Below are 21,770 nucleotides of genomic sequence, written 5' to 3' on the forward strand. Positions count from 1 at the left end.
CCCATGTTGCACATTCGCGCGGCCGCGCCGGCTGTTCTCGCCGCTTCGATTTCATTCGGCCTCGTCGCCTGCGGTCCCGCGAAACAGGACGATCCGCGCGCCGCGACACCGCTCGTCCGGACTGACATCGCGCGGGACGCGGGGAACGTCGGCCGGACCTTCACGGGTACCGTCGTCGCGCGCGTGCAGAGCGACCTCGGTTTCCGGGTGCCGGGCAAGATCGTCGAGCGGCTGGTGGATGCCGGTCAGACGGTGCGGCGCGGGCAGCCGCTGATGCGGATCGACGCAACCGACCTGCAGCTCGCGACGCGTGCCGAGGACGACGCCGTGGCGGCAGCGAAGGCGCGTGCGAACCAGACCGCGGCCGACGAGCTGCGCTACCGCGGGCTCGTTTCCGCCGGCGCCGTGTCGGCCTCCGCGTACGACCAGATGCGAGCGGCCGCCGACACGGCGCGGGCGCAGCTTCGTGCCGCGCAGGCGCGCGCGAACGTCGCGCGCAACGCGGCCGGTTATGCGGTGCTGGTCGCCGATGCGGACGGTGTCGTGATGAGCACGCTCGGCGAGCCCGGGCAGGTGGTGGCGGCGGGGCAGACGGTCGTGCGGCTCGCGCGTTCCGGCCCGCGTGAAGCGGTCGTCGACCTGCCCGAGACGTTCCGGCCCGCGCTCGGCTCCACGGGCCGCGCGACGTTATACGGCGGCGGCGACCTGTCGGGTGACGCGCGCCTGCGCCAGCTTTCCGACGCGGCCAACCCGCAGACGCGGACGTTCGAGGCGCGCTACGTGCTCGAGGGGCCGATCGCGCGCGCGCCGCTTGGCGCGACGGTGACGGTGCACGTGCCCGACGCGCGCGCCGCGACCGGCGACACCGCGATGCGGGTGCCGCTCGCGGCTGTCTACGACCGCGGCAACGGCCCGGGCGTCTGGATCGTCGATGGGGCAAAGCCGCGGGTCGTCTGGCGGCGCGTGCGGCTGGCCGCGGTCGGCGACGAGACCGCCACCGTCGCGGAAGGGCTCAAGGCAGGGGAGCGCTTCGTCGCGCTCGGCGCGCACCTGCTGCACGACGGGGAGAGCGTGCGCATCGCGGGGGCGCTGCAATGAGCCGCTTCAATCTCTCCGCGCTCGCGGTGCGCGAACGCGCGGTCACGCTGTTCCTGATCATCGCGGTGTCCGTCGCCGGCGCGCTCGCATTCCTGAAGCTCGGGCGCGCGGAGGATCCCGCGTTTACCGTCAAGGAGCTGACCTTCATGTCTGCGTGGCCCGGCGCGACCGCGCAGGAGATGCAGGACCAGGTCGCCGAGCGGCTCGAGAAGCGGATGCAGGAGCTGAAGTGGTACGACCGCACGGAAACCTTCACGCGGCCCGGGCTTGCTTTCACGACGGTCACGCTGCGCGACGACACACCGCCGTCGGCCGTGCAGCAGGAGTTTTACCAGGCGCGCAAGAAGCTGGGCGACGAGGCGGCGAAGCTGCCGCAGGGCGTGGCCGGCCCGTTCGTCAACGACGAGTACGCGGACGTGACGTTCGCGCTTTACGCGCTCAAGGCGCGCGACGAGCCGCCGCGCGTGCTGGCGCGCGAGGCGGAAGCGTTGCGCCAGCGGCTGCTTCACGTGCCGGGCGTGAAAAAGATCGATATCGTCGGCGAGCGGCCCGAGCGCATTTTCGTCGAGTTCTCGTATGCACGGCTCGCGAATCTCGGCATCTCGCCGCGCGACATCTTTGCCGCGCTGAACGACCGGAATCTCGTGACGCCCGCCGGCTCGATCGACACGGCCGGACCGCAGGTGCTGATTCGCCTCGACGGCGCGTTCGACGACCTGCAGAAGATCCGCGACACGCCGATCGTCGCCGGCGGCCGGACGCTCAGGCTGTCCGACATCGCGGACGTCAGGCGCGGCTACGAGGATCCCGCGACCTTCCTGATCCGCAACCAGGGCGAGCCGGCGCTGCTGCTCGGCATCGTGATGAAGGACCGCTACAACGGCTTGCAGCTCGGCAAGGATCTCGACAAGGCGGTGGCGGCGATATCGGCGGAGATGCCGCTCGGCCTGTCGCTGACGAAGGTTACCGATCAGGCGGTCAACATCGAGGAAGCGTACGACGAGTTCATGCTGAAGTTCTTCGTCGCGCTGGCCGTCGTGATCGCCGTGTGCCTGATCAGCCTCGGCTTGCGCGTGGGGATCGTCGTCGCGGCCGCGGTGCCGCTCACGCTCGCGGGCGTCTTCATCATCATGCTCGCGACCGGACGCGATTTCGATCGCATCACGCTCGGCGCGCTGATCCTGTCGCTCGGGCTGCTCGTCGACGACGCGATCATCGTGATCGAGACGATGGTCGTGAAGATGGAGGAGGGGTTCGACCGGATCGCGGCCTCCACGTATGCGTGGAGCCATACCGCCGCGCCGATGCTCGCGGGTACGCTCGTGACCGCGATCGGGCTGATGCCGGTCGGCTTCGCGAAGTCGAGCGCAGGCGAATACGCGGGCAACATCTTCTGGGTCGTGGCCTTTGCGCTGCTGACGTCCTGGGTCGTCGCGGTCGCCTTCACGCCTTACCTCGGCGTCAAGCTGCTGCCGCGTATTCGGCCGGTCGCGGGCGGGCACGCCGCCGTCTACGATACGCCGGCCTATCGCCGGTTGCGCGCGCTGCTCGCATGGACGGTCGCGCACAAGAAGCGCGTGGTGTTGGCGGTTGCGTTTTTGTTCGCAGCCGCCGTGCTCGGCCTGGGTCTCGTCAAGCAGCAGTTCTTCCCGATCTCGAACCGGCCGGAAGTGCTGGTCGAGGTGCGGATGAGCGAAGGAACCGGCATCGCGGCCACCAGCGCGGCGGTCGGCAAGGTGGAGGCATGGCTGCGGAAGCAGCCCGAGGCCCGGCTGGTCACGAGCTACATCGGCCAGGGGGCACCGCGCTTTTTTATCGCGATGTCGCCTGAGCTGCCCGACCCGTCGTTTGCGAAGATCGTCGTGCTGACGCGGGACGAGAAGGCGCGCGAGGCGCTGAAGCTGAAGTTGCGCGCCGCCGTCGCGCAGGGCCTCGCGCCCGACGCGCAGGTGCGTGCGACGCAGATCGTGTTCGGGCCGTATTCACCGTTCCCCGTCGCGTTTCGCGTGATGGGGCCGGACGAGGGCAAGGTCCGCGAAATCGCCGGTCAGGTGGAGCGCGTGATGCGCGCGAACCCGTCGATGCGACAGGTGAACACCGACTGGGGGCCGCGCGTGCCGACTATCCATATCTCGCTCGATCAGGACCGGCTGCGCGCGATCGGCCTGAGCACGCACGATGCGTCGCAGCAGCTTCAGTTCCTGCTGACGGGCGCCCCTGTCACGCAGGTGCGCGAGGACATCCGCTCGGTCCAAGTGGTGGCGCGCAGCGCAGGCACCGACCGGCTCGATCCTGCGAAGCTCGGTGCGTTCACGTTGACGGGCGGCGCCGGCCAGAAAGTGCCGCTCGACCAGCTGGGCGAGGTCGGGGTCCGCATGGAAGACCCGATCCTGCGGCGCCGCGACCGCCTGACGACGATGACCGTGCGCGGCGACATCGGCGAGGAATTCCAGTCGCCCGAGATCTCGAACGAAATCATTCAGGCGATCCGGCCGATCGTCGCCGCGTTGCCGCCGGGGTACCGGATCGAGACGGGGGCGGCCCTCGAGGAAGCGAACAAGGCGAATGCCGCGCTTGCCGCCGTGTTTCCGATCATGTTGATCCTGATGATGATCGTCGTGATTTTCCAGGTGCGCTCGATCGCGGCGATGGCGATGGTGCTGCTCACCGCACCGCTCGCGCTGGTGGGCGTCGTGCCGATCCTGCTGCTGTTTCGCCAGCCGTTCGGCTTCAATGCGATCCTCGGGCTGATCGGACTCGCCGGCATCATCATGCGCAACACACTGATCCTGATCGGGCAGATCCATCAGAACGAGGCCGACGGCCTCGATCCTTACGACGCGATCATCGAAGCGACTGTGCAGCGCGCGCGGCCGGTGATCCTGACGGCGCTTGCGGCTGCGCTCGCATTCATTCCGCTGACGTTCTCGGTGTTCTGGGGCGCGCTCGCGTTCACGCTGATCGGCGGCACGATCGGCGGCACTGCGCTGACACTCGTGTTCCTCCCGGCGCTGTATGCGATCTGGTTCCGCATCGCTCCGAAGGCGAGCGACGCAGCGGCACAAGCGTCGCCCCCGGCATATCGGCGCGAAGAGACGTCCGTCAGTTCCTGACCGTGCACGTGCGAACCGGAAAACAGGGAGGCGAGAAAATGACGAGCAACTGGAGCATGTGCTACGGAAACATGTTTTCCGACCTGAATTCCGAATCGGAGCTGATCGAGCGCATGACGTGCGTGACGCGCGAACTCGGCTTCGAGCACTTCTACTATGTGATGCGCATTCCGCTGCCGATCTCGAACCCGAGGAACTATATCTTTTCCAATTGCCCGGACACATGGATCCGGAGCTACGTCGAGCGCGACGGCTTCAGGACCGATCCTGCCGTGCAGCGCGGGTTGCGGGAAACCGTTCCGTTCCTGTGGTCCGCCGTCAGCGGGGAACCGGCGGATTTCTGGGTCGACCCGTCGCAGCAGCGCTTTCGTCACGCGTGGAGCATGCCGTCGCGCGGTCAGTTCGGCACGATCGGCTTGCTGTCGCTGCTGAGAAAATCCGCGCCGATCCTCCAGGGCGAGCTCCTGTCCAAGGAGCCGTATGTGTTGTGGCTGACGACGCTGGCCCACCGGGCGATGACGCGTCTCGTCGTCGCGACGGCGATGCCCGAGGTATGCCAGACGCTGACAGCCCGCGAGAAGGAAGTGCTGAAATGGACGGCTGCGGGTAAGACGTACGCCGACATCGGGCTGATTCTGTCGATCTATGATCGGACTGTGAAGTTTCACTTGATGAACGTGATGCGGAAACTTCGCGCGGCCAACAAGGCGGAGGCCGTGATGAAGGCCACGATGCTCGGCTTTCTTCAGTGATGTCCGGTTGGTCCGGCGGCGGCGGCGATCCGGCGTGCCGTGACCGCACGTGGCGGGGTGAAGCCCGCCTGTCGGCTACGCGTCGAGCGCCGCCTGCGCGCAGGTCTCGTCGGTGACGAGCCCCGACAGCCAGCCGCCGCGCAGCGCGGCGATCACCGCGTCGCGCTTCTTCGGGCCGCCAGCGAACGCGATCGTCGGGCGTTTCGGCGGCGCATCGAGCGACACGCTCGTCGCGCGCGCACTCGTCGACACGTCGACGAGGCGGCCCTGCGCGTCGATCGGCACGCCGAGCAGCTCGGCGACCGCGCCGCGCGCGATCATCTCGTCGCGTTCCTGTTCGGTGATGAAGCCGTCCTCGTAGAGCGGGCAGTGCGGCCCGATGTTGCCGATGCCGACGAACGCGACGTCGGCTTCGCCCGACAGCGCCTCGACGATCCGGTACAGCCGGTGATTGCACCACTGCGCGCGTTCCGCGTCGCTGTCCGCAAACAGCGGCGCCGGCAGCAGGAAGTGCTTGCCGCCCGTCTTCTCGGAGATGTACTGCGCGACGTCGTAGCGGTTCGACGAGCCGTCGGCGGCGATCGCGCCGACCATCGACACGAGCCGATGCTGCGGCCGGTCGAGCTGCGCGATCTGCGCGACCGCGGCTTTCAGCGTGCGGCCGCTGCTGACCGCGATCACCATCGGCCGCGTCTCGTTCAGGTAGCGCTCCATCACCTGCGCGCCGGCGACCGCGAGCTTGCGGTCGATCGCGTCGGGCGCGTCGGCATCGACAGGCACGACCTCGCACATCGACAGGCCGTAGCGTTTGGACAGTTGCGCGCCGAGGTCGAGGCAGTCGGCGAGCTGGTGATCGACACGCACGCGGATCAGGTTCTTCTCGACCGCGAACGCGACGAGGCGCTGCGCGACCGGGCGCGACACCTGCAGTTTCTCGGCGATTTCGTTCTGCGTGTCGCCCGCGACGTAGTAGAGCCACGCGGCGCGCGTGGCGAGATCGAGTTTTTCTGAGGACTTGGGCACGATAGCGATTGAATTCGGATCCTGGCGAGCCGCCCGGCGGCGTATCGGTATGCACTGTACCGCAGTCGCGGCAGCCGGCCGGTTCGCGTGTCGTTCAAGGACAGGTTGCGCGGTGCGACGTCACTCAGGCAAGCCGCGCACGCGACGGTTCGTACAGCGGACGCACGTGCCGGTAAAGCGCGCGGAACGCGGCCAGGCGCTCGCGCAGCGCCGCATGGCGTGCGGCGTCGGGTGCATATTCGGCACGCACGGGCGGCTTGGTCAGCACCGTGTGCGGATCGCCGCCGACCGCGAGCCAGCCGAGCCGCGCGGCTCCGAGCGCCGCGCCCGTCTCGCCGCCGCCGTGCTGGCGAGTGCGCACGTTCAGCGCGTCGGCGATCAGCTGCGCCCAGTACGCGCTGCGCGCGCCGCCGCCGATCAGCGACAGGCTGTCGGTCTCGACGCCCGCCGCATGCAGCGCGTCGAAGCCGTCCGCGAGGCCGAGCGTCACGCCTTCGAGCACCGCGTAGCCGAGATGCGCGCGCTCGGTTGCATGCGTCATCCCGAAGAACACGCCTTGCGCATACGGATCGTTGTGCGGCGTGCGTTCGCCGGACAGGTACGGCAGAAAGAGCGGCGCTGTCGCCAGCGTGCTGGCGTCGAGCGCCTCGATTTCCGCGAGCAGCGCGGGCTCGTCGGTGCCGGTCAGCTTGCAGACCCAGCGCAGGCAGCTCGCCGCCGACAGCACGACGCTCATCAGCTGCCAGCGATCCGGAATCGCATGGCAGAACGCGTGCACGGCAGATGCCGGGTTCGGCATGAAGCGGTCGCCGACGACGCTCAGCACGCCCGACGTGCCGAGCGACACGAAGCCGTCGCCCGCATGGATCGCGCCGATGCCGAGCGCGCTCGTCGCGTTGTCGCCGCCGCCGCCCGCGACGACGACGGCTTCCGACAGCCCGAGCTCGCGCGCGACGTCGGCGCGCAGCGTGCCGGACGGCGCATTGCCTTCGACGATGCGCGGCATCTGCGCGCGCGTCATCCCGCACGCGGCGAGCAGCGCGTCGGACCAGTCGCGGCGCGCGACGTCGAGCCACAGCGTGCCGGCCGCGTCGGACGGATCGGACACCTTCGCGCCCGTCAGCCGGAAGCGCAGGTAGTCCTTCGGCATCAGCACGCAGGCCGTCGCCGCGAACACGTCGGGTTCGTGCTTTGCGACCCACAGCAGCTTCGGCGCGGTGAAGCCGGGCATCGCGAGATTGCCGGCGAGCGCATGCAGGTCGGGCGCGCGTTCGGTGAGCAGCGCGCATTCGTCGGCGCTGCGCATGTCGTTCCACAGGATCGCGGGGCGCAGCACGCGATCGTCGCGATCGAGCAGCACCGCGCCGTGCATCTGGCCCGACAGGCCGATCCCGCGCACTTGCGCGAAGGCCTGCGGATGACGGTCGCGCAGCGCGGCGAGCGCGGCGAGCGTGCCGCGCCACCAGTCGTCGGGATGCTGCTCGGCCCAGCGCGGATGCGGCCGCGACACGGCAAACGGCGTGCCCGCGGTGCCGACGACGGCGCCGTCCGGAGCCAGCAGCAGCACCTTCACTTCCGAGGTGCCGAGGTCGATGCCGAGATACATGTGCGATCCGTTCCGTCAGTGAGGACCCGCTACTTTAGCCGCGCGGGCACGCACGTGCCAATGCCGGTTTGACCCGACGCCAGGCGGCGGCGTCAGCGCGGCGCGAGCCACGTGTCGACGCGCGCGAGCCCGGCGCGCACGGCTTCGAACAGCGCCGCGTTGCCGGCTAGCGAGCCCCATAGCTGGCGGTCCGCGCATAGTGCGGCGACAGGGTCGCCCGCGTCGACGATTGCGCGCGCCGCGGGTTCGTCCATCACGCTGTCCTGGTATGCGTACGGCAGCGCGCCGCGCGCCCAGCGTTCGAGGAAGCGCAGGAACAGCGCGGGCAGCACCGCGGTCGAGACGGGTGCCGAGCCGCGCGCGAGGCATTCGGCGAGCGTCGGCGCGATGAAGCCGGGGATCTTCGAGAAGCCGTCCGCGGCGACCCGCTGGTTCGTGTCGAGCACGTACGGATTGCCGAAGCGTTCGAGCACGACGTCGCGGTAGCGCGCGAGGTCGAGCGGGCTCGGGCTCAGGCACGGGATCACGTCGTGCGTCACGTAGTCGTGCGCGAAGCGGCGGATCGCCGCGTCGTGCGTGCCTTCATGGATGTACGTGTGGCCCGCGAGCGTGCCGGCCCATGCGATGCAGCTGTGCGTCGCGTTGAGGATGCGGATCTTCGCCTCCTCGTACGGATGCACGTCGTCGACGAGTTCCGCGCCTGCCAGCTCCCACCTCGGCCGGCCGGCCGCGAAGCGGTCCTCGATCACCCACTGGATGAACGATTCGCCCATCACCGGGCACGCGTCGTCGATGCCGGTCGCCGCGCGCACGCGTTCGCGCACGTCGTCAGTCGGGCGCGGCGTGATCCGGTCGACCATCGCGCTCGGACACGCGACGTTCGCGTCGAACCAGTCGAGCAGTTCGCGCGCGCCGCGTCTTTCGAGGAATTCGCGCATCCCCGCGCGAAAGCGCGCGCCGTTGCTGCGCAGGTTGTCGCAGCTCTGCAGCGTGAGCGGGCCCGCGCCGCGCTTCCGACGCTCCGCGAGCAGCGCCGCGAGCGCGCCGTACAGCGTGGTGCGCGCGCCTTGCAGGTCGGCCGCGAGATCGGGATTCGCGACATCGAGCCGGTTGTGCTCGTCGAGGTAGTAGCCGCCTTCGGTAACGGTGAACGATACGATCCGGCACGCGGGGTCTGCGCCGGCATCGATCAGCGCGGCGAGATCGATCGACCACGGCAGCACGCGCGTGATCGCGCGGATCGTCTCGTAGGCGCGCTCGCCTTGCGGCGTGACCGTCTCGAGCGTGTAGGCGCCGTGTTGCGCGGCGAGCGCGTCCATCGTCGCGCGCATGTCGTCGCGGATGTTGCCGACGGTCAGCGACCAGCGCTCGGCCGGCGGCACGGCCGCGTTCATGCGATGCAGGTACCACGCCTGGTGCGCGCGGTGAAACGATCCGGCGCCGATGTGCAGCAGCACGGGCGCGTGGATGGAGGGCGATTCGCTCATTCGGTGTCTCCTGTCGATCGGAGCTGGCGCTTCAGCGCGGACTCCGACCCCATGCTTCGCGGTCGGCCAGCGCTGGCGCTTCGGCGCTCGCTCTGGTTCAGTGCCAAGGCAGTCGCCCCAATACGATCATTTGCTCTCAATGTGAGCGAATGATCGTATTGGGGCGAGCGAAAGTCAAGGTGGTGCGGCGGGTTTTCGATGGTGCGGCGCGGTGGAGCGGCGCTGAGGAATCGCCCAGCGCGCAGACAGCAGATCGGCGAGCGTCGGCGCGCGGCCGAGCGCGCGCAGCGGATGGTGCGGCGCAGCGACGATAGGGCTGCGGTCTTCCCGGTGGCATACGGGAATCGCGACGATCTCGTCGGGCTTGGTGCGGCGATGGGCGCCGTGTTCATCGCGTTGCTCGTCGTGCGGCGGCACATCCCGCGGCTGCCGCGCACGCACGCGCTGCCGCGCGACGGAGAAGAGCAGGCCCGCACGTCGCCTTGAATTGAACGCGTGCGTGCGGGCGGGGTGGGTTACAGCGTCGTGCGCACGTGCCAGAGTTCCGGGAACAGCACGACGTCGAGCATCTTGCGCAGGTACGGCGCACCGCTCGTGCCGCCCGTGCCCTGCTTGAAGCCGATGATCCGTTCGACGGTCGTCACGTGCCGGAAGCGCCACTGGCGGAACGCGTCCTCGAGATCGACGAGCTCCTCGGCCATCTCGTACAGCTCCCAGTGCTGCTGCGGGTGGCGGTACACCTCGAGCCACGCGGCCTCGACCGTTTCGTCGTGCCGCGTCGGCTGCGTCCAGTCGCGCTCGAGCCGGGATGCCGCGATCGGGAAGCCGCGCCGTGCGAGCAGGCGCACGACTTCGTCGTAGAACGACGGCGCCTCGAGCGTCGCGCGCACCTGTTCGAGGATGTCGGGCTGGTGCGCATGCGGCTGCAGCATCTGCGGATTCTTGTTGCCGAGCAGGAATTCGAGCTGGCGGTACTGGTACGACTGGAAGCCCGACGATTGGCCGAGATACGGGCGCATCGCCGAATACTCGGACGGCGTCATCGTCGACAGCACGTTCCACGCCTGCACGAGCTGCTCGAGGATGCGCGACACGCGCGCGAGCATCTTGAACGCGGGCGGCAGCGCGTCGCGATGGACGGCATCGAGCGCCGCGCGCAGCTCGAACAGCGCGAGCTTCATCCACAGCTCGCTCGTCTGATGCTGGATGATGAACAGCATCTCGTTGTGATCCGGCGACAGCGGATGCTGCGCATCGAGGATCTTGTTCAGCGACAGGTAGTCGCCGTAGCTCATCGACTTCGAGAAATCGAGCTGCGCGTTGTGCCAGCCGGGGGCTTGGGTAGCTTCGCCGGCTTCGCCCGGCACGTGCGACGCTTCATGCGCGGGGTGGGCCGGGTGAGCGGTTTGCGCGCCCGAGAACGGGCAGCCTGCCGGCGCGTCGTCGCCGGGCGGCTGCATATGACCAGAATTCACGACTTTCTCCAGGATTGAATGAGGGTGTGCGGGGCGCTCGGCCCATGCTGCGCAATGCGAAGCGTCGCGATCCGGCGCGTGCGCACGGCACGCGCCGGCCGGCCGGCCGATCAGGTCACCGCGCCGCGCGTCGCGAACTCAGGCGCCTTCCACGCGCCGGTGTCGAGAATGTCGCGCAGCGTCTCGACGGCATCCCACACGTCGACGAAGCGCGTATAGAGCGGCGTGAAGCCGAAGCGCAGCACGTGCGGCTCGCGGTAGTCGCCGATCACGCCGCGCGCGATCAGCGCCTGCATCACTTCATAGCCGTGCGGATGCTCGAAGCTCGCGTGCGAGCCGCGCTGGTGATGCGCGCGCGGCGTGACGAGCTTCAGCGAATGACCTTCGCAGCGCGCTTCGACGAGCGCGATGAATGCATCGGTCAGCGCGAGCGACTTGCGGCGGATCGCGTGCATGTCGGTCTGCAGGAACACGTCGAGCCCGCATTCGACCATCGACATCGACACGATCGGCTGCGTGCCGCACAGGAAGCGCGCGATGCCCGGATCGGGCGCGAACTCGGGCTGCATCGCGAACGGCGCGCGGTGGCCCCACCAGCCGGACAGCGGCTGCGAGAAATGCGCTTGATGGCGCTTCGGCACCCATACGAACGCGGGCGAACCGGGGCCGCCGTTCAGGTACTTGTACGTACAGCCGACCGCGCCGTCCGCGCGTGCGCCGTTCAGGTCGACCGGCACCGCACCCGCCGAGTGCGCGAGATCCCACAGCATCAGCGCGCCCGCGTCATGCACGAGCTGCGTGACGGCCGGCATGTCGTGCATGTAGCCGGTGCGGTAGTTCACGTGCGTGATCATCGCGACCGCGGTGTCCTCGCCGAGCGCGTCGGGCAGGTCGGCCGGGTCGTCGATCAGGCGCAGTTCGTAGTCGCCGCCGAGCTGCGCGATCAGCCCTTGCGCGATATACAGGTCGGTCGGGAAGTTCGAGCGCTCCGACACGATCACGCGGCGCTCGGGCGCGCGTTCGGCCTGGTAGCGCAGCATCGCGGACAGCAGCTTGAACAGGTTGATCGAGATCGTATCGGTGACGACGGCCTCGGCAGGCGCACCGCCGATCAGCGTCGTGAGCTTGTCGCCGAGGCGGCGCGGCAGCGCGAACCAGCCGGCGGTGTTCCAGCTGCGGATCAGGCCGTCGCCCCATTCGGCGCCGATCACCTGCTGCGCACGGGCGGCCGACGCGCGCGGCTGCGCGCCGAGCGAATTGCCGTCGAGGTAGATCACGCCATCCGGCAGCGCGAACTGGTCGTGCAGCGGGGCGAGCGGGTCGTCGCGGTCGAGCGCGAGCGCGTCTTCACGGGTCTTGATCATGATGGGCAGAAAGAGTGTGTAAAAGGTTCAGCGGGCGTGGCCGGGCAGCGCGCGCAGCACTGCGCGCACGGGGCTCGCGTCGAGCGTCGCGAGCTTGAGCGGCAGCGCGATCAGTTCGTAGTCGCCGGGCGGCACGTCGTCGAGCACGATGCCTTCGAGAATTGCCATCCGGTGCGCGCGCACGCGGTGGTGCGCGTCCATCGTCTTCGATTCCTGCGGGTCGAGCGACGGCGTGTCGATGCCGATCAGCTTCACGCCGCGTTCCGCGAGCAGGTCGATGGTCGCGGGCGCGACCGCGCAGAACTCCGGGTCCCATTGCGCGACGGGCGCCTGCGCATAGGTGCGCAGCAGCACGCGCGGCGGCACGCCGTCGAGCGCCGCCGCATGACTGGCCACGATATCGGCCGGGGTGACGACGGGCGACGCGCCGATGCAGTGGATCACGCGGCACGGGCCGAGGTAGGTATCGAGCGGCACTTCGCCGATCGGCGCGCCGTCCGCGTCGTAGTGAAGCGGTGCGTCGGTGTGCGCGCCGGTGTGCGGCGACAGCGTCAGGCGGGCGACATTGACGGGCGAGCCCGCCTCCATCCGCCACACGCGTTCGATCGTGACCGGCGTGTCGCCCGGCCACACGGGGGTGGCGGAGGCGACGGGCGGCGAGATGTCCCAGAGTGTGTCCATGGCGTGACCAATGAGCGAATCGATGCTTCGCATGATAGGCGGACGCTCGCAGAAAGTGCTTGCGAAATAGACATGGACAAACCGCCAGATTGGCAGATAATTCGAATCACAGGGAAAACGGGGACCAAAAATGCATGCGATCACGCTCGACGCCACCGACTGCCGTATTCTCGCGGTACTGCAGGAGGAGGGAAGAATCAGCAACCTCGATCTGGCGGAACGGATTTCACTGTCGCCATCGGCCTGCCTGCGGCGCATGCGCCTGCTGGAGGAGCAGGGCGTGATCGAGCACTACCGCGCGTGCCTGAGCCGCGAGAAGCTCGGTTTCGAACTGGAGGCGTTCGTGCAGGTGTCGATGCGCAACGAGCAGACGCAATGGCACGAACGGTTCGCGGAGGAACTGCGCGAATGGCCGGAAGTGGTCGGCGCGTTCGTCGTGACGGGCGAGAGTCACTATCTGCTGCGCGTGCTCGCGCACAACCTGAAGCACTATTCCGATTTCGTGCTGAACCGGCTGTACAAGGCGCCGGGCGTGATGGACATCCGCTCGAACATCGTGCTGCAGACGCTGAAGGACGAGGCGGGCGCGCCGGTCGTGCTGGCGCGCACCGGCGCGATCAAAGCCGTGTGAGGCCGTGGAATGCGCCGCCGTGGAACACGAGCGGCGCGGCGGTGCCCGCATCGGGATGCACGCCGCAGCGCTCGACTTCGCCGACGAAGATCACGTGGTCCCCTTCGTCGTAGCGGCTGCGGTTATGGCATTCGAACCACGCGATCGCGCCGTCGAGCACCGGCATGCCCGAATTGCCGGCCGCGTGCGCGATGCCTTCGAAGCGGTCGCCCTTGAACGTCGAGAAGCGCTTGCACAGGTCGAGCTGCGACGCCGCGAGCACGTTGATCACGTAGTGGCTGTTGCTGCGGAACACGGGCATCGACGCCGACTTGTGCGCGAGGCTCCACAGCACGAGCGGCGGATCGAGCGAGACCGAGTTGAACGAACTCGCGGTGATGCCGAGCAGTTGTCCGGACGGCGCGCGCGTCGTGATCACGGTCACGCCGGTCGCGAACTGGCCGAGCGCCTGCCGGAACGCGGCGACGTCGAAATTCGGCGGGGTCGCGCGGGTCATCGGGCGGCCATCCGGAGCGGCGCATGCGCGCCGGGCGCGCGGCGGGTGAATCGGGCGATGCGGGTGAAAGGCGACAAGGCGGTCAGTCTGGCAAATAGGACGAATGGCCCGATTTTAGCGGAATCGCGCGTGGCGGGCGGGGGCGCGGCGCGCAGCGGGCCGGTATGGTGACGCAGCGAACAGTCCGGCCGATGCCCGGCGCAAGGCCGTCATTCAAGTGAACAGGCCCTGGCGCGCAGCCGCGAACCCCAGCGACAGCGCGCCGATCAGCATGAGGCTCGTCGCCCAGACCCGATCGAGATTGAACCAGCTTCTCGACACGAACGTCAGCCCCAGATAGCGGTAGACGAGCCACGCGAGCAGCCCGCCGGCCGCGATCATCGCGGCGGCATGCACGGCTGCGACGGCGAGCGCCATCCCGAGATGGGCGCCGACGAGCGCCATAGCGGCCTGATCGCCCCGATCGCCCGGGCCCGCGCCGATCCCGCAGAGCCCGAGATAGATCGGCACCAGCATCAGCCCCGCGCCATGCGCAACGGCCACGGCGAACGACCATAGCCCGAGCCGCGCGGGTGGGATCCGCGCGAGCGAGCGGGGGTGGCGCCGCCGGATCAGCAGCGCGGCGCCGAAGCCGATCACGAGCACGCTCGCGCCGATCCGGATCGGCCACTGCCACGCGAGCAGCGCCGCGAGCATCCCGAACGGCAGCGTCACCGCGAACACGGCGAGCGCATGCCCGCATGCGAGATAGCCGAGCGCGGCGGCCACCGCGCGGCCGCTGCGTGCCATCAGCCCGTTCGACACCGCGAGCGGCCATCCCATCGCGGGGTTGAGCCCGTGATAGAGGCCGCTTGCGAGCACCGCCGCCCAGAGTCCGACCTGCATGGAGAGACCGCCGCTCAGGCGCGCACCGACGGATAGCAAAACGAATCGGTCGAGCAGTCGCCGCCTTCGAGCCGGATCTGGTGCGCGCGATAGCCGTCGGGGAAGTCGACCCAGCAGTCGTTCGCGAGCGTCAGGCCGCCGTCGGGCCCCGCGTGCGCCATCACCATCGCGGCCGGCACGCCGTCCGGGTAGAACTGGTCGTCCCACGTCGAGTAGAGCGAGTTGGTCCAGTAGACCCGCTTGCCGTCGCGGCTGATCTCGACCATCTGCGGGCCGCCCGCGAACGCGCGTCCGTTCGGGTGCGGCGTGCGCCGCGCGATGCCGCCGACGTGAACCGATCCGGTGAGGGTCGGCTTGCGCGGATCCGTCACGTCGTACTGCCGCATTTCGCCCGTACCCCAGCAGGACACGTACAAAAAGCGGTCGTCGAGGGACAGGTCGATGTCGGTCACGAGCGGCGGCACCGCGCCGAAATCCTTCAGCAACGGCGGCAGCCGGTCCGCGGGCGCGGGTTCGGGCGGGATCGTCGCGGTCTTCTCGGCGTGGAACTTGCCGCCTTCGCGCCACCAGGTCCAGATCGAGCCTTCGAGGTTCGTCGTATCGACCACGACGCCGACGAAGCCGTATTCGCGCACGGGATCGTGCGCGGGCCGCACCTCCAGCGCCATCTGGTGCTGCGCGCCGAGGTCGATCGTCTGCACGTTGCGCCGCGCATGCAAATCCCAGAAATGCAGCCGGTGCCCGTAGCGGTTCGCGAGCAGATCCTCGGGAACGATGCCGTTCTCGAACTGCGGCGGCAGCGCCCATTCGCTCGACACCATGTAGTCGCGCGGCAGGTTCCACCAGAAGTCGTAGTGCTTGTCCTGCGGGCCGCGATCGATCTCCCAGCGGCCGAGCACGTCGAAGGTCTCGCAATCCATGATGAAGATGCCCGGGTGTCCTTCCGTGCCGTCCTTTCCGCCGCCGCCGAGCGTGCTGACATAGATGCCCTCGGGCCCGCAGTGAACGGTGTGCGGCCGCGAGTAGCCGGTCTTGCGGAGGATCTCGTCGGGTTCGATGATCTTGTGGATGCGCGCCTGCGTCGGATGCGGATGCGTGTCGACGATATACACGCGCGACGAGCGCAGGCCCGGAATGATCAGGTAACGGCGTTCGAGGAATGCGTGGCCGGTGAGCGGCGACAGCGCCGACGAGCAGGCATTCCAGCCGAAGTGATGAAACTCGTCGCCGGTGTTCGGCATCGTGACCGTGTGCACGATCTTGCCGCAGGTCGGCGACCCGGGCTTTACGTCGATCACGGCGAGCGCGTCGGGCCGCGAGAAATCGGGGCTGAGCAACAGCGTGTATGCGAAGTTTTCTGCAGGGGCGCGCATCGCGAGTTCCGGCGATGCGTGAAACGTCGGATCAGGCCGCAGGGTCATGGTCGTGCCCTCGTAGTCGAACTCGAACGGGATCGCGTCGCGCATCGTTCGGCCGTGCGCGCCGCGTCGGCTTGCCGGCATCGGCGTGCGTCGAGCGCGACGCGCGGTGCCGTCCATCCAATCGTGAAAGCAGAAGCGAGCGTGCGGTGATGCATCGAAGGCCGTCTGACGCGGCCTTGCCGCCGAGCGGCGACGGCTCGGTCGGGCTGGCGTCCACAAAGACGCGGAGCGCCGGGCTGGAAAACTTCCGTCGACGCACCCATATCGACGTTGCAGCGAATGATGGTGCGTCCGGGTGATACGTGCAGCGTGCGTGCCGGCCGAACGGACGATCTTCCATTGCGGCCGGGTGTCACCTAGTGTAGTCGAGAATCGTCCGACGAGCGGGGCGTGCTATGCGCGGAGGACGCCGCAGGCACTCGCACGAGTCGTCGCGTTTCGTTGGCGACATCTGCCGCTCGGTCTGCCAGGTTCGTGTGCGAATGCGATACTGGGCGACGCGCCGTTTCCGTCCGACGGGACGACCGGTGCGCGGCGAAAGTCGGAGGGAGTCGCGGGAACGTCACCGAGGCGGTGCGTTCGGCCGGCTCCCGTGTTCAACGAGGTGTTGATGGGATGGTGAACGAGATGCTTGAAACCGCGACTGTGGGAGGGGGGTGCTTCTGGTGCACGGAAGCCGTGTTTCTCGACGTCGATGGCGTGACGGCCGTCGAATCGGGCTACGCGGGCGGCCACACGCGCAACCCCGGCTATCGCGACGTGTGCGACGGCGATACGGGGCACGCGGAGGTCGTCAACGTGACGTTCGATCCGGCGCGCATCGGCTATCGCGAGATTCTCGAGATCTTCTTCGCGACGCACGATCCGACCCAGCTCAACCGGCAGGGCAACGACGTCGGCACGCAGTATCGGTCGGTCGTGTTCACGCATTCGGATGCGCAGCGCGACACCGCGCTCGACGTGATCCGCGAACTCGAGCGCGAACAGGTGTTCGGGCAGCCGATCGTCACGCAGGTCGTGCCGCTCGACGGCAACTACTGGCCGGCCGAGGACTATCACCAGAATTACTACGCGCAGAATCCCGGCCAGGGCTATTGCGCGGTCGTGATCGGGCCGAAGCTCGCGAAGTTTCGCCAGAAGTTCGCGCACCGGCTGAAGTCGTCGCGCGGCGCGTGAGCGGTCGGCGCGGCCGGCACCGGGCCGCGGGCCGGCTCGCGTGCGTCCAGCGCGGTCGACCACGCATTACCGGCGGCGCGGGGAGCGCGCGTGCGGCGCGCAGGCCGCCGCCGCGCATGTGCGGGCGTCAGGCTGCCTCGCCCTGCCAGCGTGCGCACGTGGCGGCGATCTCGCGCGCGAGCGCGATGCACGACAGCGGCGCCGAGCCTTCCGCCTTGTTGTTGATCGTGATGATCACGGGTTGCCCGGCCAGCGCGTAGCGGGCGGCCAGCTCGGCGAGCGCGGTGCGCGTATGGGGGTCTTCGTCGACGAGCCGGTCGAACGGCTCGTACTTCGCTTTCGCCTGTTCGTACTTGAAGCCGCCGTGCAGGCTCCAGCGCACGATCAGCGGGCCCGGCGCGTCGCCGTCGAGCAGCGCGAGCGCGGCCGCCTGCCGCAGCGGATCGGGCATCCGCGCGTGCAGGCCGACGCAGTAGCGCACGCCGAGCGCGGCCAGCGCGCGGATGAAGCGCGGCGCGAGCAGGCTCGCGTCGCGAATCTCGATCGCGTAGCGCGGGCCGTCCGGCTCGGGTGGCAGCGGCGGCAGCGTCGCGAAGAACGCGGACAGGCGCTCGATCAGCGCCGCGGGGCCGGCCAGCAGCCGGTCGGGCAGCGGCGAGAACTGGAACACCAGCACGCCGGCCTTCCGACCGAGCCCGTCGAGGCACGGCCGCACGAATTCGTCGGTCGCGAGCTGCGCGTCGAGGAACGTCGGATTCGGCCCGGACGGCTCGCCGCGCCGGCCGCGCACGACCGCGTCGGTGACCGAGGCGGGCGCCTTGACGACGAAGCGGAAGTCGTCCGGCACCTGCTGCGCGTAGCGCAGGTAGTCGGCGACAGACAGCGGCCCGTAGAACGACCGGTCGAGGCTGACGCTCTTCAGCAGCGGATGCGCGCCGTACGCTTCGAGCCCTTCGCGCGACAGCTTCGTCTGCGCGAAGTCGCCGTCGTAGACGATGCCATTCCAGCCGGGGAAAAACCACGACGACGTGCCGAGCCGCACGTTCGGCGGCAGCCCGGCTGCGGCGTCGGCCACGTCGGGCGCGATTGGCGCGGGCGGGACACCGCGGCGCCGGCCTTTCTTCGGGGCGGGCAGCGGTGCGGGTTCGTCCCACAGCATGCCGGTGGACGGAGCGTCGGCGGGCGCATTTGCCGCCGGAGAAGGTGAAACCCGCGATCCGTCGGGTGTGGCGTCCGCCGGCATTGCGGTGTCGTCGGGTGACGCAGGGCCGGGGTGTTCGGGCGGCGAAACGCGGGGCGCCGGCGCGGCGGGCGGCGCATCGTCGTCCGTCGAAGCCGGATCGGGTGCGTTGTCCAGCGAAGCGCCACGCGCCGAAGCGGCGGATGGCGGAGGCCCGCCGTCGCGCACCGGCGCCGGCGGGTCCTGGTGGCTTTCCGCCGCGCCGAACAGGTCGAACTGTCCGCTGGCGGGCGCCGCGCCCGAATCGTCGTGTTGCCGCTCCGGCGGCGTGTTGCGCCGCGTCCCGCCGTTACCCATGCATGTCGTGCGTGAAGCGCCGCCTAGCGCGGCAGCGCGTTTTCGTACATGTAGCGCCGCGACCACGGCAGCGTCTGCGCGCTCTGCCCGGCCTTGCGGCACACGATTTGAAAGATCGACACGTCGTCGTGCTCGAACGCATACGAGCAGCCGGCCAGATACACGCGCCAGATGCGGAATTTTTCGTCGTCGACGAGCTTCCGGGCCTGGTCGGCCTTCGCTTCGAAGTTCTCGGTCCAGATGTCGAGCGTGCGCGCATAGTGCCGCCGCAAGCTTTCGACGTCAATCGCCTCGAGCCCGCCGCGCTGCGCCGCTTCGAGCGCGAGGCTGATGTGCGGGAGCTCGCCGTCCGGGAACACGTAACGGTCGATGAACTCGCCGCCGCCAAGTGCCGTTTCGCCGCTTTCCGCATCGGTCGACGTGATGCCGTGGTTCATCGCGATCCCGTCGTCCGCCAGCAGGTCGTGAATCCGCGAGAAGTAGAGCGGCAGGTTCTTGCGGCCGACGTGCTCGAACATCCCGACGCTCGTGATGCGGTCGAACTGGCCGTCGATCTCGCGGTAATCCTGCAGGCGGATCTCGATCCTGTCCTGCAGCCCCGCGGCCTTCACGCGCTCGGTCGCGAGGTCGAACTGGTTCTGCGACAGCGTCACGCCGAGACACTGCGCGCCGAACTTGCTCGCAGCCCGCAGCACCAGCGCGCCCCAGCCGCAGCCGATGTCGAGCAGGCGCTGGCCTGGCTGCAGCCGGATCTTCGTGAGGATGTGGTCGATCTTCTTGACCTGCGCGGTCGCGAGATCCTCGTCGCCGTTCTCGAAGTACGCGCACGAGTAGACCATGTTCTCGTCGAGCCACAGCTGGTAGAACTCGTTCGACACGTCGTAGTGATACTGGATCGCCTTCTTGTCCGTGTTCTTCGAGTGATTGAAGTAGCGCTTCACGCGCGCGAGCTTGCTCGCGCTCGTCACCGTGCTGCGCGCGAGCGAGTAGCTGATATTGATGATGTCGGAGAGCTTGCCCTCGATGTCGATCTTGCCCTTCACGTACGCCTCGCCGAGGTTGTCGAGGCTCGGTTCGAGCAGCAGCGGCAGCGCCGACGCGCTGTTGACCTTCAGCGTGACCCGCGGCGCGGCGAACGTGCCGAAATCGAGCTGATCGCCGTTCCACAACACAAGACGCGCCGGAATGTTCGCCTTCGCCCGTACATCGTCCGCCCACTGTGCCAGTTTCTTTTCCCAGAACATTTGGAATCTCCGTAGTCCGTTGAATCGAATGCAGCCAAGTTTCTTGACCGGCGCCCGCCCGAAGCCGGGCGCCCGGATGCAACACGAAACATGATCGGCGGCCGCGCCGCGCGCCCCGCTTGCCGCTTACGGCGACAGGCGCGAGATCGTCCAGCCGTGCTGCGCCGCGGCGTCGCGCGTGTACAGCAGCCGGTCGTGCAGCCGCGACGGGCGGCCCTGCCAGAATTCGAGCGAGTCGGGCACGAGGCGGTAGCCGCCCCAGTGCGGCGGCCGCGGCGGGTCGTCGCCGTAACGCGCGCTGATTTCCTTTTCGCGCGCCTCGAGCGTCGCGCGGCTGTCGATCACCGCGCTCTGTTCGGACGCCCATGCGCCGATGCGCGAGCCGATCGGACGCGACGCGAAATAGCGGTCGCTTTCCTCGGAGGTCGTCTTCTCGATGCGGCCTTCGATGCGCACCTGGCGCTCGAGCTCGATCCAGTAGAACAGCAGGGCGGCGTACGGATTGGCCGCGAGGTCGTGGCCCTTGCGGCTTTCGTAATTGGTGAAGAACACGAACCCGCGTTCGTCGACGCCCTTGATCAGCACGATCCGGGCGGACGGCCGGCCGTTATCGCCGACGGTGGCGAGCGTCATCGTGTTCGGCTCGGGGAGTTTGGCGGCGAGCGCTTCCTTGAACCAGCGGTCGAACTGGGCGAAGGGGTTCGGGGTGGCGTCGGCTTCGTCGAGCGAAGCACGCGAATAGTTGATGCGGAGATCGGCGAGTGTCGTCATGTTATGCAAACGCTTCAATCTGGGGCCAGTATAGCGAAGGCGGAAGAAACGTGCGTGCACAGGGGCGCGTGCGGACGGAGAGATCAGGCAAAATACGGGGCTGCACGACTTACGCTTTCCTTGCCGCCATGTCCTCCTCCGACACCGCCCCGATAACCTCTGATCTTACCCCGAGCCCGGAAAACCAGCTTGACGTGGATCGCGCGCGACGCTTCGGCGGCATTGCGCGGCTGTACGGCGCGCCGGCGCTCGCCGCGTTCGAGCGCGCGCACGTCGCGGTGATCGGGATCGGCGGCGTGGGTTCATGGACGGCCGAGGCGCTCGCGCGCAGCGCCGTCGGCCAGTTGACGCTCGTCGATCTCGACAACGTGGCCGAAAGCAACACGAACCGGCAGATCCACGCGCTCGACGGCAACTACGGCAAGCCGAAGGTCGACGCGATGGCCGAGCGGATCGCGCTGATCGATCCCGCGTGCCGCGTGAACCGGATCGAGGATTTCGCGGAACCCGACAACTTCGACGCGCTGCTCGGCGCCGGCTTCGACTACGTGATCGACGCGATCGACAGCGTGCGCACGAAGGTCGCGCTGATCGCGTGGTGCGTTGCGCGCGGCCAGCCGCTCGTCACGGTGGGCGGCGCGGGCGGGCAGCTCGACCCGACGCGCATCCGCATCGACGATCTCGCGCTGACGATCCAGGATCCGCTGCTGTCGAAGGTGCGCGCGCAGTTGCGCAAGCAGCACGGCTTTCCGCGCGGGCCGAAGGCGCGCTTCAAGGTCAGCGCCGTGTATTCGGACGAGCCGCTGATCTACCCGGAAGCGGCCGCGTGCGACCTCGAGGACGGCGCGGAGCCGTCCGCGGCCGCGCATGTCGCGGGGCTCAACTGCGCGGGGTTCGGCTCGAGCGTGTGCGTGACTGCGAGCTTCGGCTTCGCGGCCGCCGCGCATGCGCTGCGGGCGATCGCGGCGCGGGCCGTTGCGCAATGACGGTGTGACGAAGGTGTGACGCGG

Annotated in this window: 19 protein-coding genes and 1 pseudogene; 7 read left to right on the plus strand and 13 right to left on the minus strand. The window is 68.8% G+C overall.

The window, feature by feature from the left end; genetic code table 11:
* The first annotated feature begins 3 nt into the window (after positions 1-3).
* Genes ACV22Z_RS16240 through ACV22Z_RS16250 form a run of 3 tightly spaced genes read left to right on the plus strand, consistent with a single transcriptional unit; the run spans position 4 to position 4,963 of the window.
* Positions 4-1,098: an efflux RND transporter periplasmic adaptor subunit gene (locus ACV22Z_RS16240; RefSeq protein WP_448077319.1), complete on the plus strand. Its 1,095-nt coding sequence runs from the start codon at positions 4-6 to the stop codon at positions 1,096-1,098.
* A complete protein-coding gene (locus ACV22Z_RS16245) occupies positions 1,095-4,211 on the plus strand; it encodes an efflux RND transporter permease subunit (RefSeq protein ID WP_448077320.1) in 3,117 nt (1,038 codons plus the stop codon). The genes ACV22Z_RS16240 and ACV22Z_RS16245 overlap by 4 nt, the downstream gene beginning before the upstream one ends.
* Before the next feature lie 38 nt (positions 4,212-4,249).
* Complete coding sequence (locus tag ACV22Z_RS16250; RefSeq protein ID WP_448077321.1) at positions 4,250-4,963, plus strand: LuxR family transcriptional regulator; 714 nt, start codon at positions 4,250-4,252, stop codon at positions 4,961-4,963.
* A 75-nt stretch (positions 4,964-5,038) separates the two neighbouring features.
* Here ACV22Z_RS16250 and ACV22Z_RS16255 read toward each other — a convergent pair whose 3' ends face one another.
* The 4 genes and pseudogenes from ACV22Z_RS16255 to ACV22Z_RS16270 form a co-directional block, all read right to left on the minus strand.
* Positions 5,039-5,986 carry a sugar-binding transcriptional regulator gene (locus ACV22Z_RS16255; protein ID WP_448077322.1) on the minus strand — a complete coding sequence of 316 codons (948 nt, stop codon included), beginning with the start codon at positions 5,984-5,986 and terminating at the stop codon, positions 5,039-5,041.
* Between the two features lie 124 nt (positions 5,987-6,110).
* Positions 6,111-7,592 carry a xylulokinase gene (xylB, locus tag ACV22Z_RS16260; RefSeq protein ID WP_448077323.1) on the minus strand — a complete coding sequence of 494 codons (1,482 nt, stop codon included), beginning with the start codon at positions 7,590-7,592 and terminating at the stop codon, positions 6,111-6,113.
* A gap of 92 nt (positions 7,593-7,684) precedes the next feature.
* Positions 7,685-9,079, minus strand: a complete 1,395-nt coding sequence (gene dalD, locus ACV22Z_RS16265; protein ID WP_448077324.1) for a D-arabinitol 4-dehydrogenase — start codon at positions 9,077-9,079, stop codon at positions 7,685-7,687.
* A 204-nt stretch (positions 9,080-9,283) separates the two neighbouring features.
* Positions 9,284-9,439, minus strand: a pseudogene (locus ACV22Z_RS16270) (LysR family transcriptional regulator); the annotation flags it as partial.
* Here ACV22Z_RS16270 and ACV22Z_RS16275 point away from each other — a divergent pair.
* Complete coding sequence (locus ACV22Z_RS16275) at positions 9,410-9,565, plus strand: hypothetical protein (protein ID WP_448077640.1); 156 nt, start codon at positions 9,410-9,412, stop codon at positions 9,563-9,565. The pseudogene ACV22Z_RS16270 and the gene ACV22Z_RS16275 overlap by 30 nt on opposite strands.
* A 29-nt stretch (positions 9,566-9,594) precedes the next feature.
* On the opposite strand, the gene kynA is transcribed toward ACV22Z_RS16275, so the two are convergent.
* From kynA to kynB, 3 genes are all read right to left on the minus strand, one after another.
* Positions 9,595-10,539, minus strand: a complete 945-nt coding sequence (kynA, locus tag ACV22Z_RS16280; RefSeq protein WP_448077622.1) for a tryptophan 2,3-dioxygenase — start codon at positions 10,537-10,539, stop codon at positions 9,595-9,597.
* Positions 10,540-10,664: 125 nt separating this feature from the next.
* Positions 10,665-11,918 carry a kynureninase gene (gene kynU / locus ACV22Z_RS16285; RefSeq protein WP_448077325.1) on the minus strand — a complete coding sequence of 418 codons (1,254 nt, stop codon included), beginning with the start codon at positions 11,916-11,918 and terminating at the stop codon, positions 10,665-10,667.
* A 27-nt stretch (positions 11,919-11,945) separates the two neighbouring features.
* Positions 11,946-12,599, minus strand: a complete 654-nt coding sequence (gene kynB / locus ACV22Z_RS16290; RefSeq protein WP_448077326.1) for an arylformamidase — start codon at positions 12,597-12,599, stop codon at positions 11,946-11,948.
* Positions 12,600-12,729: 130 nt separating this feature from the next.
* Here kynB and ACV22Z_RS16295 point away from each other — a divergent pair, with 130 nt between their 5' ends.
* Entirely contained in the window at positions 12,730-13,230 is a 501-nt protein-coding gene (locus tag ACV22Z_RS16295) for an Lrp/AsnC family transcriptional regulator (RefSeq protein ID WP_124598243.1), read from the plus strand.
* Here ACV22Z_RS16295 and ACV22Z_RS16300 read toward each other — a convergent pair.
* From ACV22Z_RS16300 to ACV22Z_RS16310, 3 genes are all read right to left on the minus strand, one after another.
* Positions 13,217-13,726, minus strand: a complete 510-nt coding sequence (locus ACV22Z_RS16300) for a flavin reductase family protein (RefSeq protein WP_448077327.1) — start codon at positions 13,724-13,726, stop codon at positions 13,217-13,219. The two genes, ACV22Z_RS16295 and ACV22Z_RS16300, sit on opposite strands and share 14 nt — an antisense overlap.
* A 213-nt stretch (positions 13,727-13,939) precedes the next feature.
* Entirely contained in the window at positions 13,940-14,611 is a 672-nt protein-coding gene (locus tag ACV22Z_RS16305) for a hypothetical protein (protein ID WP_448077328.1), read from the minus strand.
* Positions 14,612-14,625: 14 nt separating this feature from the next.
* Positions 14,626-16,032 (minus strand): selenium-binding protein SBP56-related protein, encoded by a 1,407-nt coding sequence (locus ACV22Z_RS16310; protein WP_448077623.1) that lies wholly within the window; start codon positions 16,030-16,032, stop codon positions 14,626-14,628.
* A 615-nt stretch (positions 16,033-16,647) separates the two neighbouring features.
* Here ACV22Z_RS16310 and msrA point away from each other — a divergent pair.
* Complete coding sequence (msrA, locus tag ACV22Z_RS16315; RefSeq protein WP_448077329.1) at positions 16,648-17,208, plus strand: peptide-methionine (S)-S-oxide reductase MsrA; 561 nt, start codon at positions 16,648-16,650, stop codon at positions 17,206-17,208.
* Positions 17,209-17,335: 127 nt separating this feature from the next.
* Here the strand turns inward: msrA and ACV22Z_RS16320 are convergent, their stop codons facing one another.
* From ACV22Z_RS16320 to pdxH, 3 genes are all read right to left on the minus strand, one after another.
* Positions 17,336-18,745, minus strand: a complete 1,410-nt coding sequence (locus ACV22Z_RS16320) for a DUF72 domain-containing protein (protein ID WP_448077330.1) — start codon at positions 18,743-18,745, stop codon at positions 17,336-17,338.
* A 23-nt stretch (positions 18,746-18,768) separates the two neighbouring features.
* On the minus strand, positions 18,769-19,989 hold the full coding sequence (locus tag ACV22Z_RS16325) for a class I SAM-dependent methyltransferase (RefSeq protein ID WP_448077331.1): 1,221 nt from the start codon (positions 19,987-19,989) through the stop codon (positions 18,769-18,771).
* A 126-nt stretch (positions 19,990-20,115) separates the two neighbouring features.
* Positions 20,116-20,760 (minus strand): pyridoxamine 5'-phosphate oxidase, encoded by a 645-nt coding sequence (pdxH, locus tag ACV22Z_RS16330; RefSeq protein WP_448077332.1) that lies wholly within the window; start codon positions 20,758-20,760, stop codon positions 20,116-20,118.
* A 128-nt stretch (positions 20,761-20,888) separates the two neighbouring features.
* Between pdxH and tcdA the strand changes: the two genes are divergently transcribed.
* Positions 20,889-21,746: a tRNA cyclic N6-threonylcarbamoyladenosine(37) synthase TcdA gene (gene tcdA / locus ACV22Z_RS16335; RefSeq protein ID WP_448077333.1), complete on the plus strand. Its 858-nt coding sequence runs from the start codon at positions 20,889-20,891 to the stop codon at positions 21,744-21,746.
* The last annotated feature ends 24 nt before the right edge of the window (positions 21,747-21,770 follow it).

The sequence above is a fragment of the Burkholderia sp. PU8-34 genome, assembly GCF_053427725.1.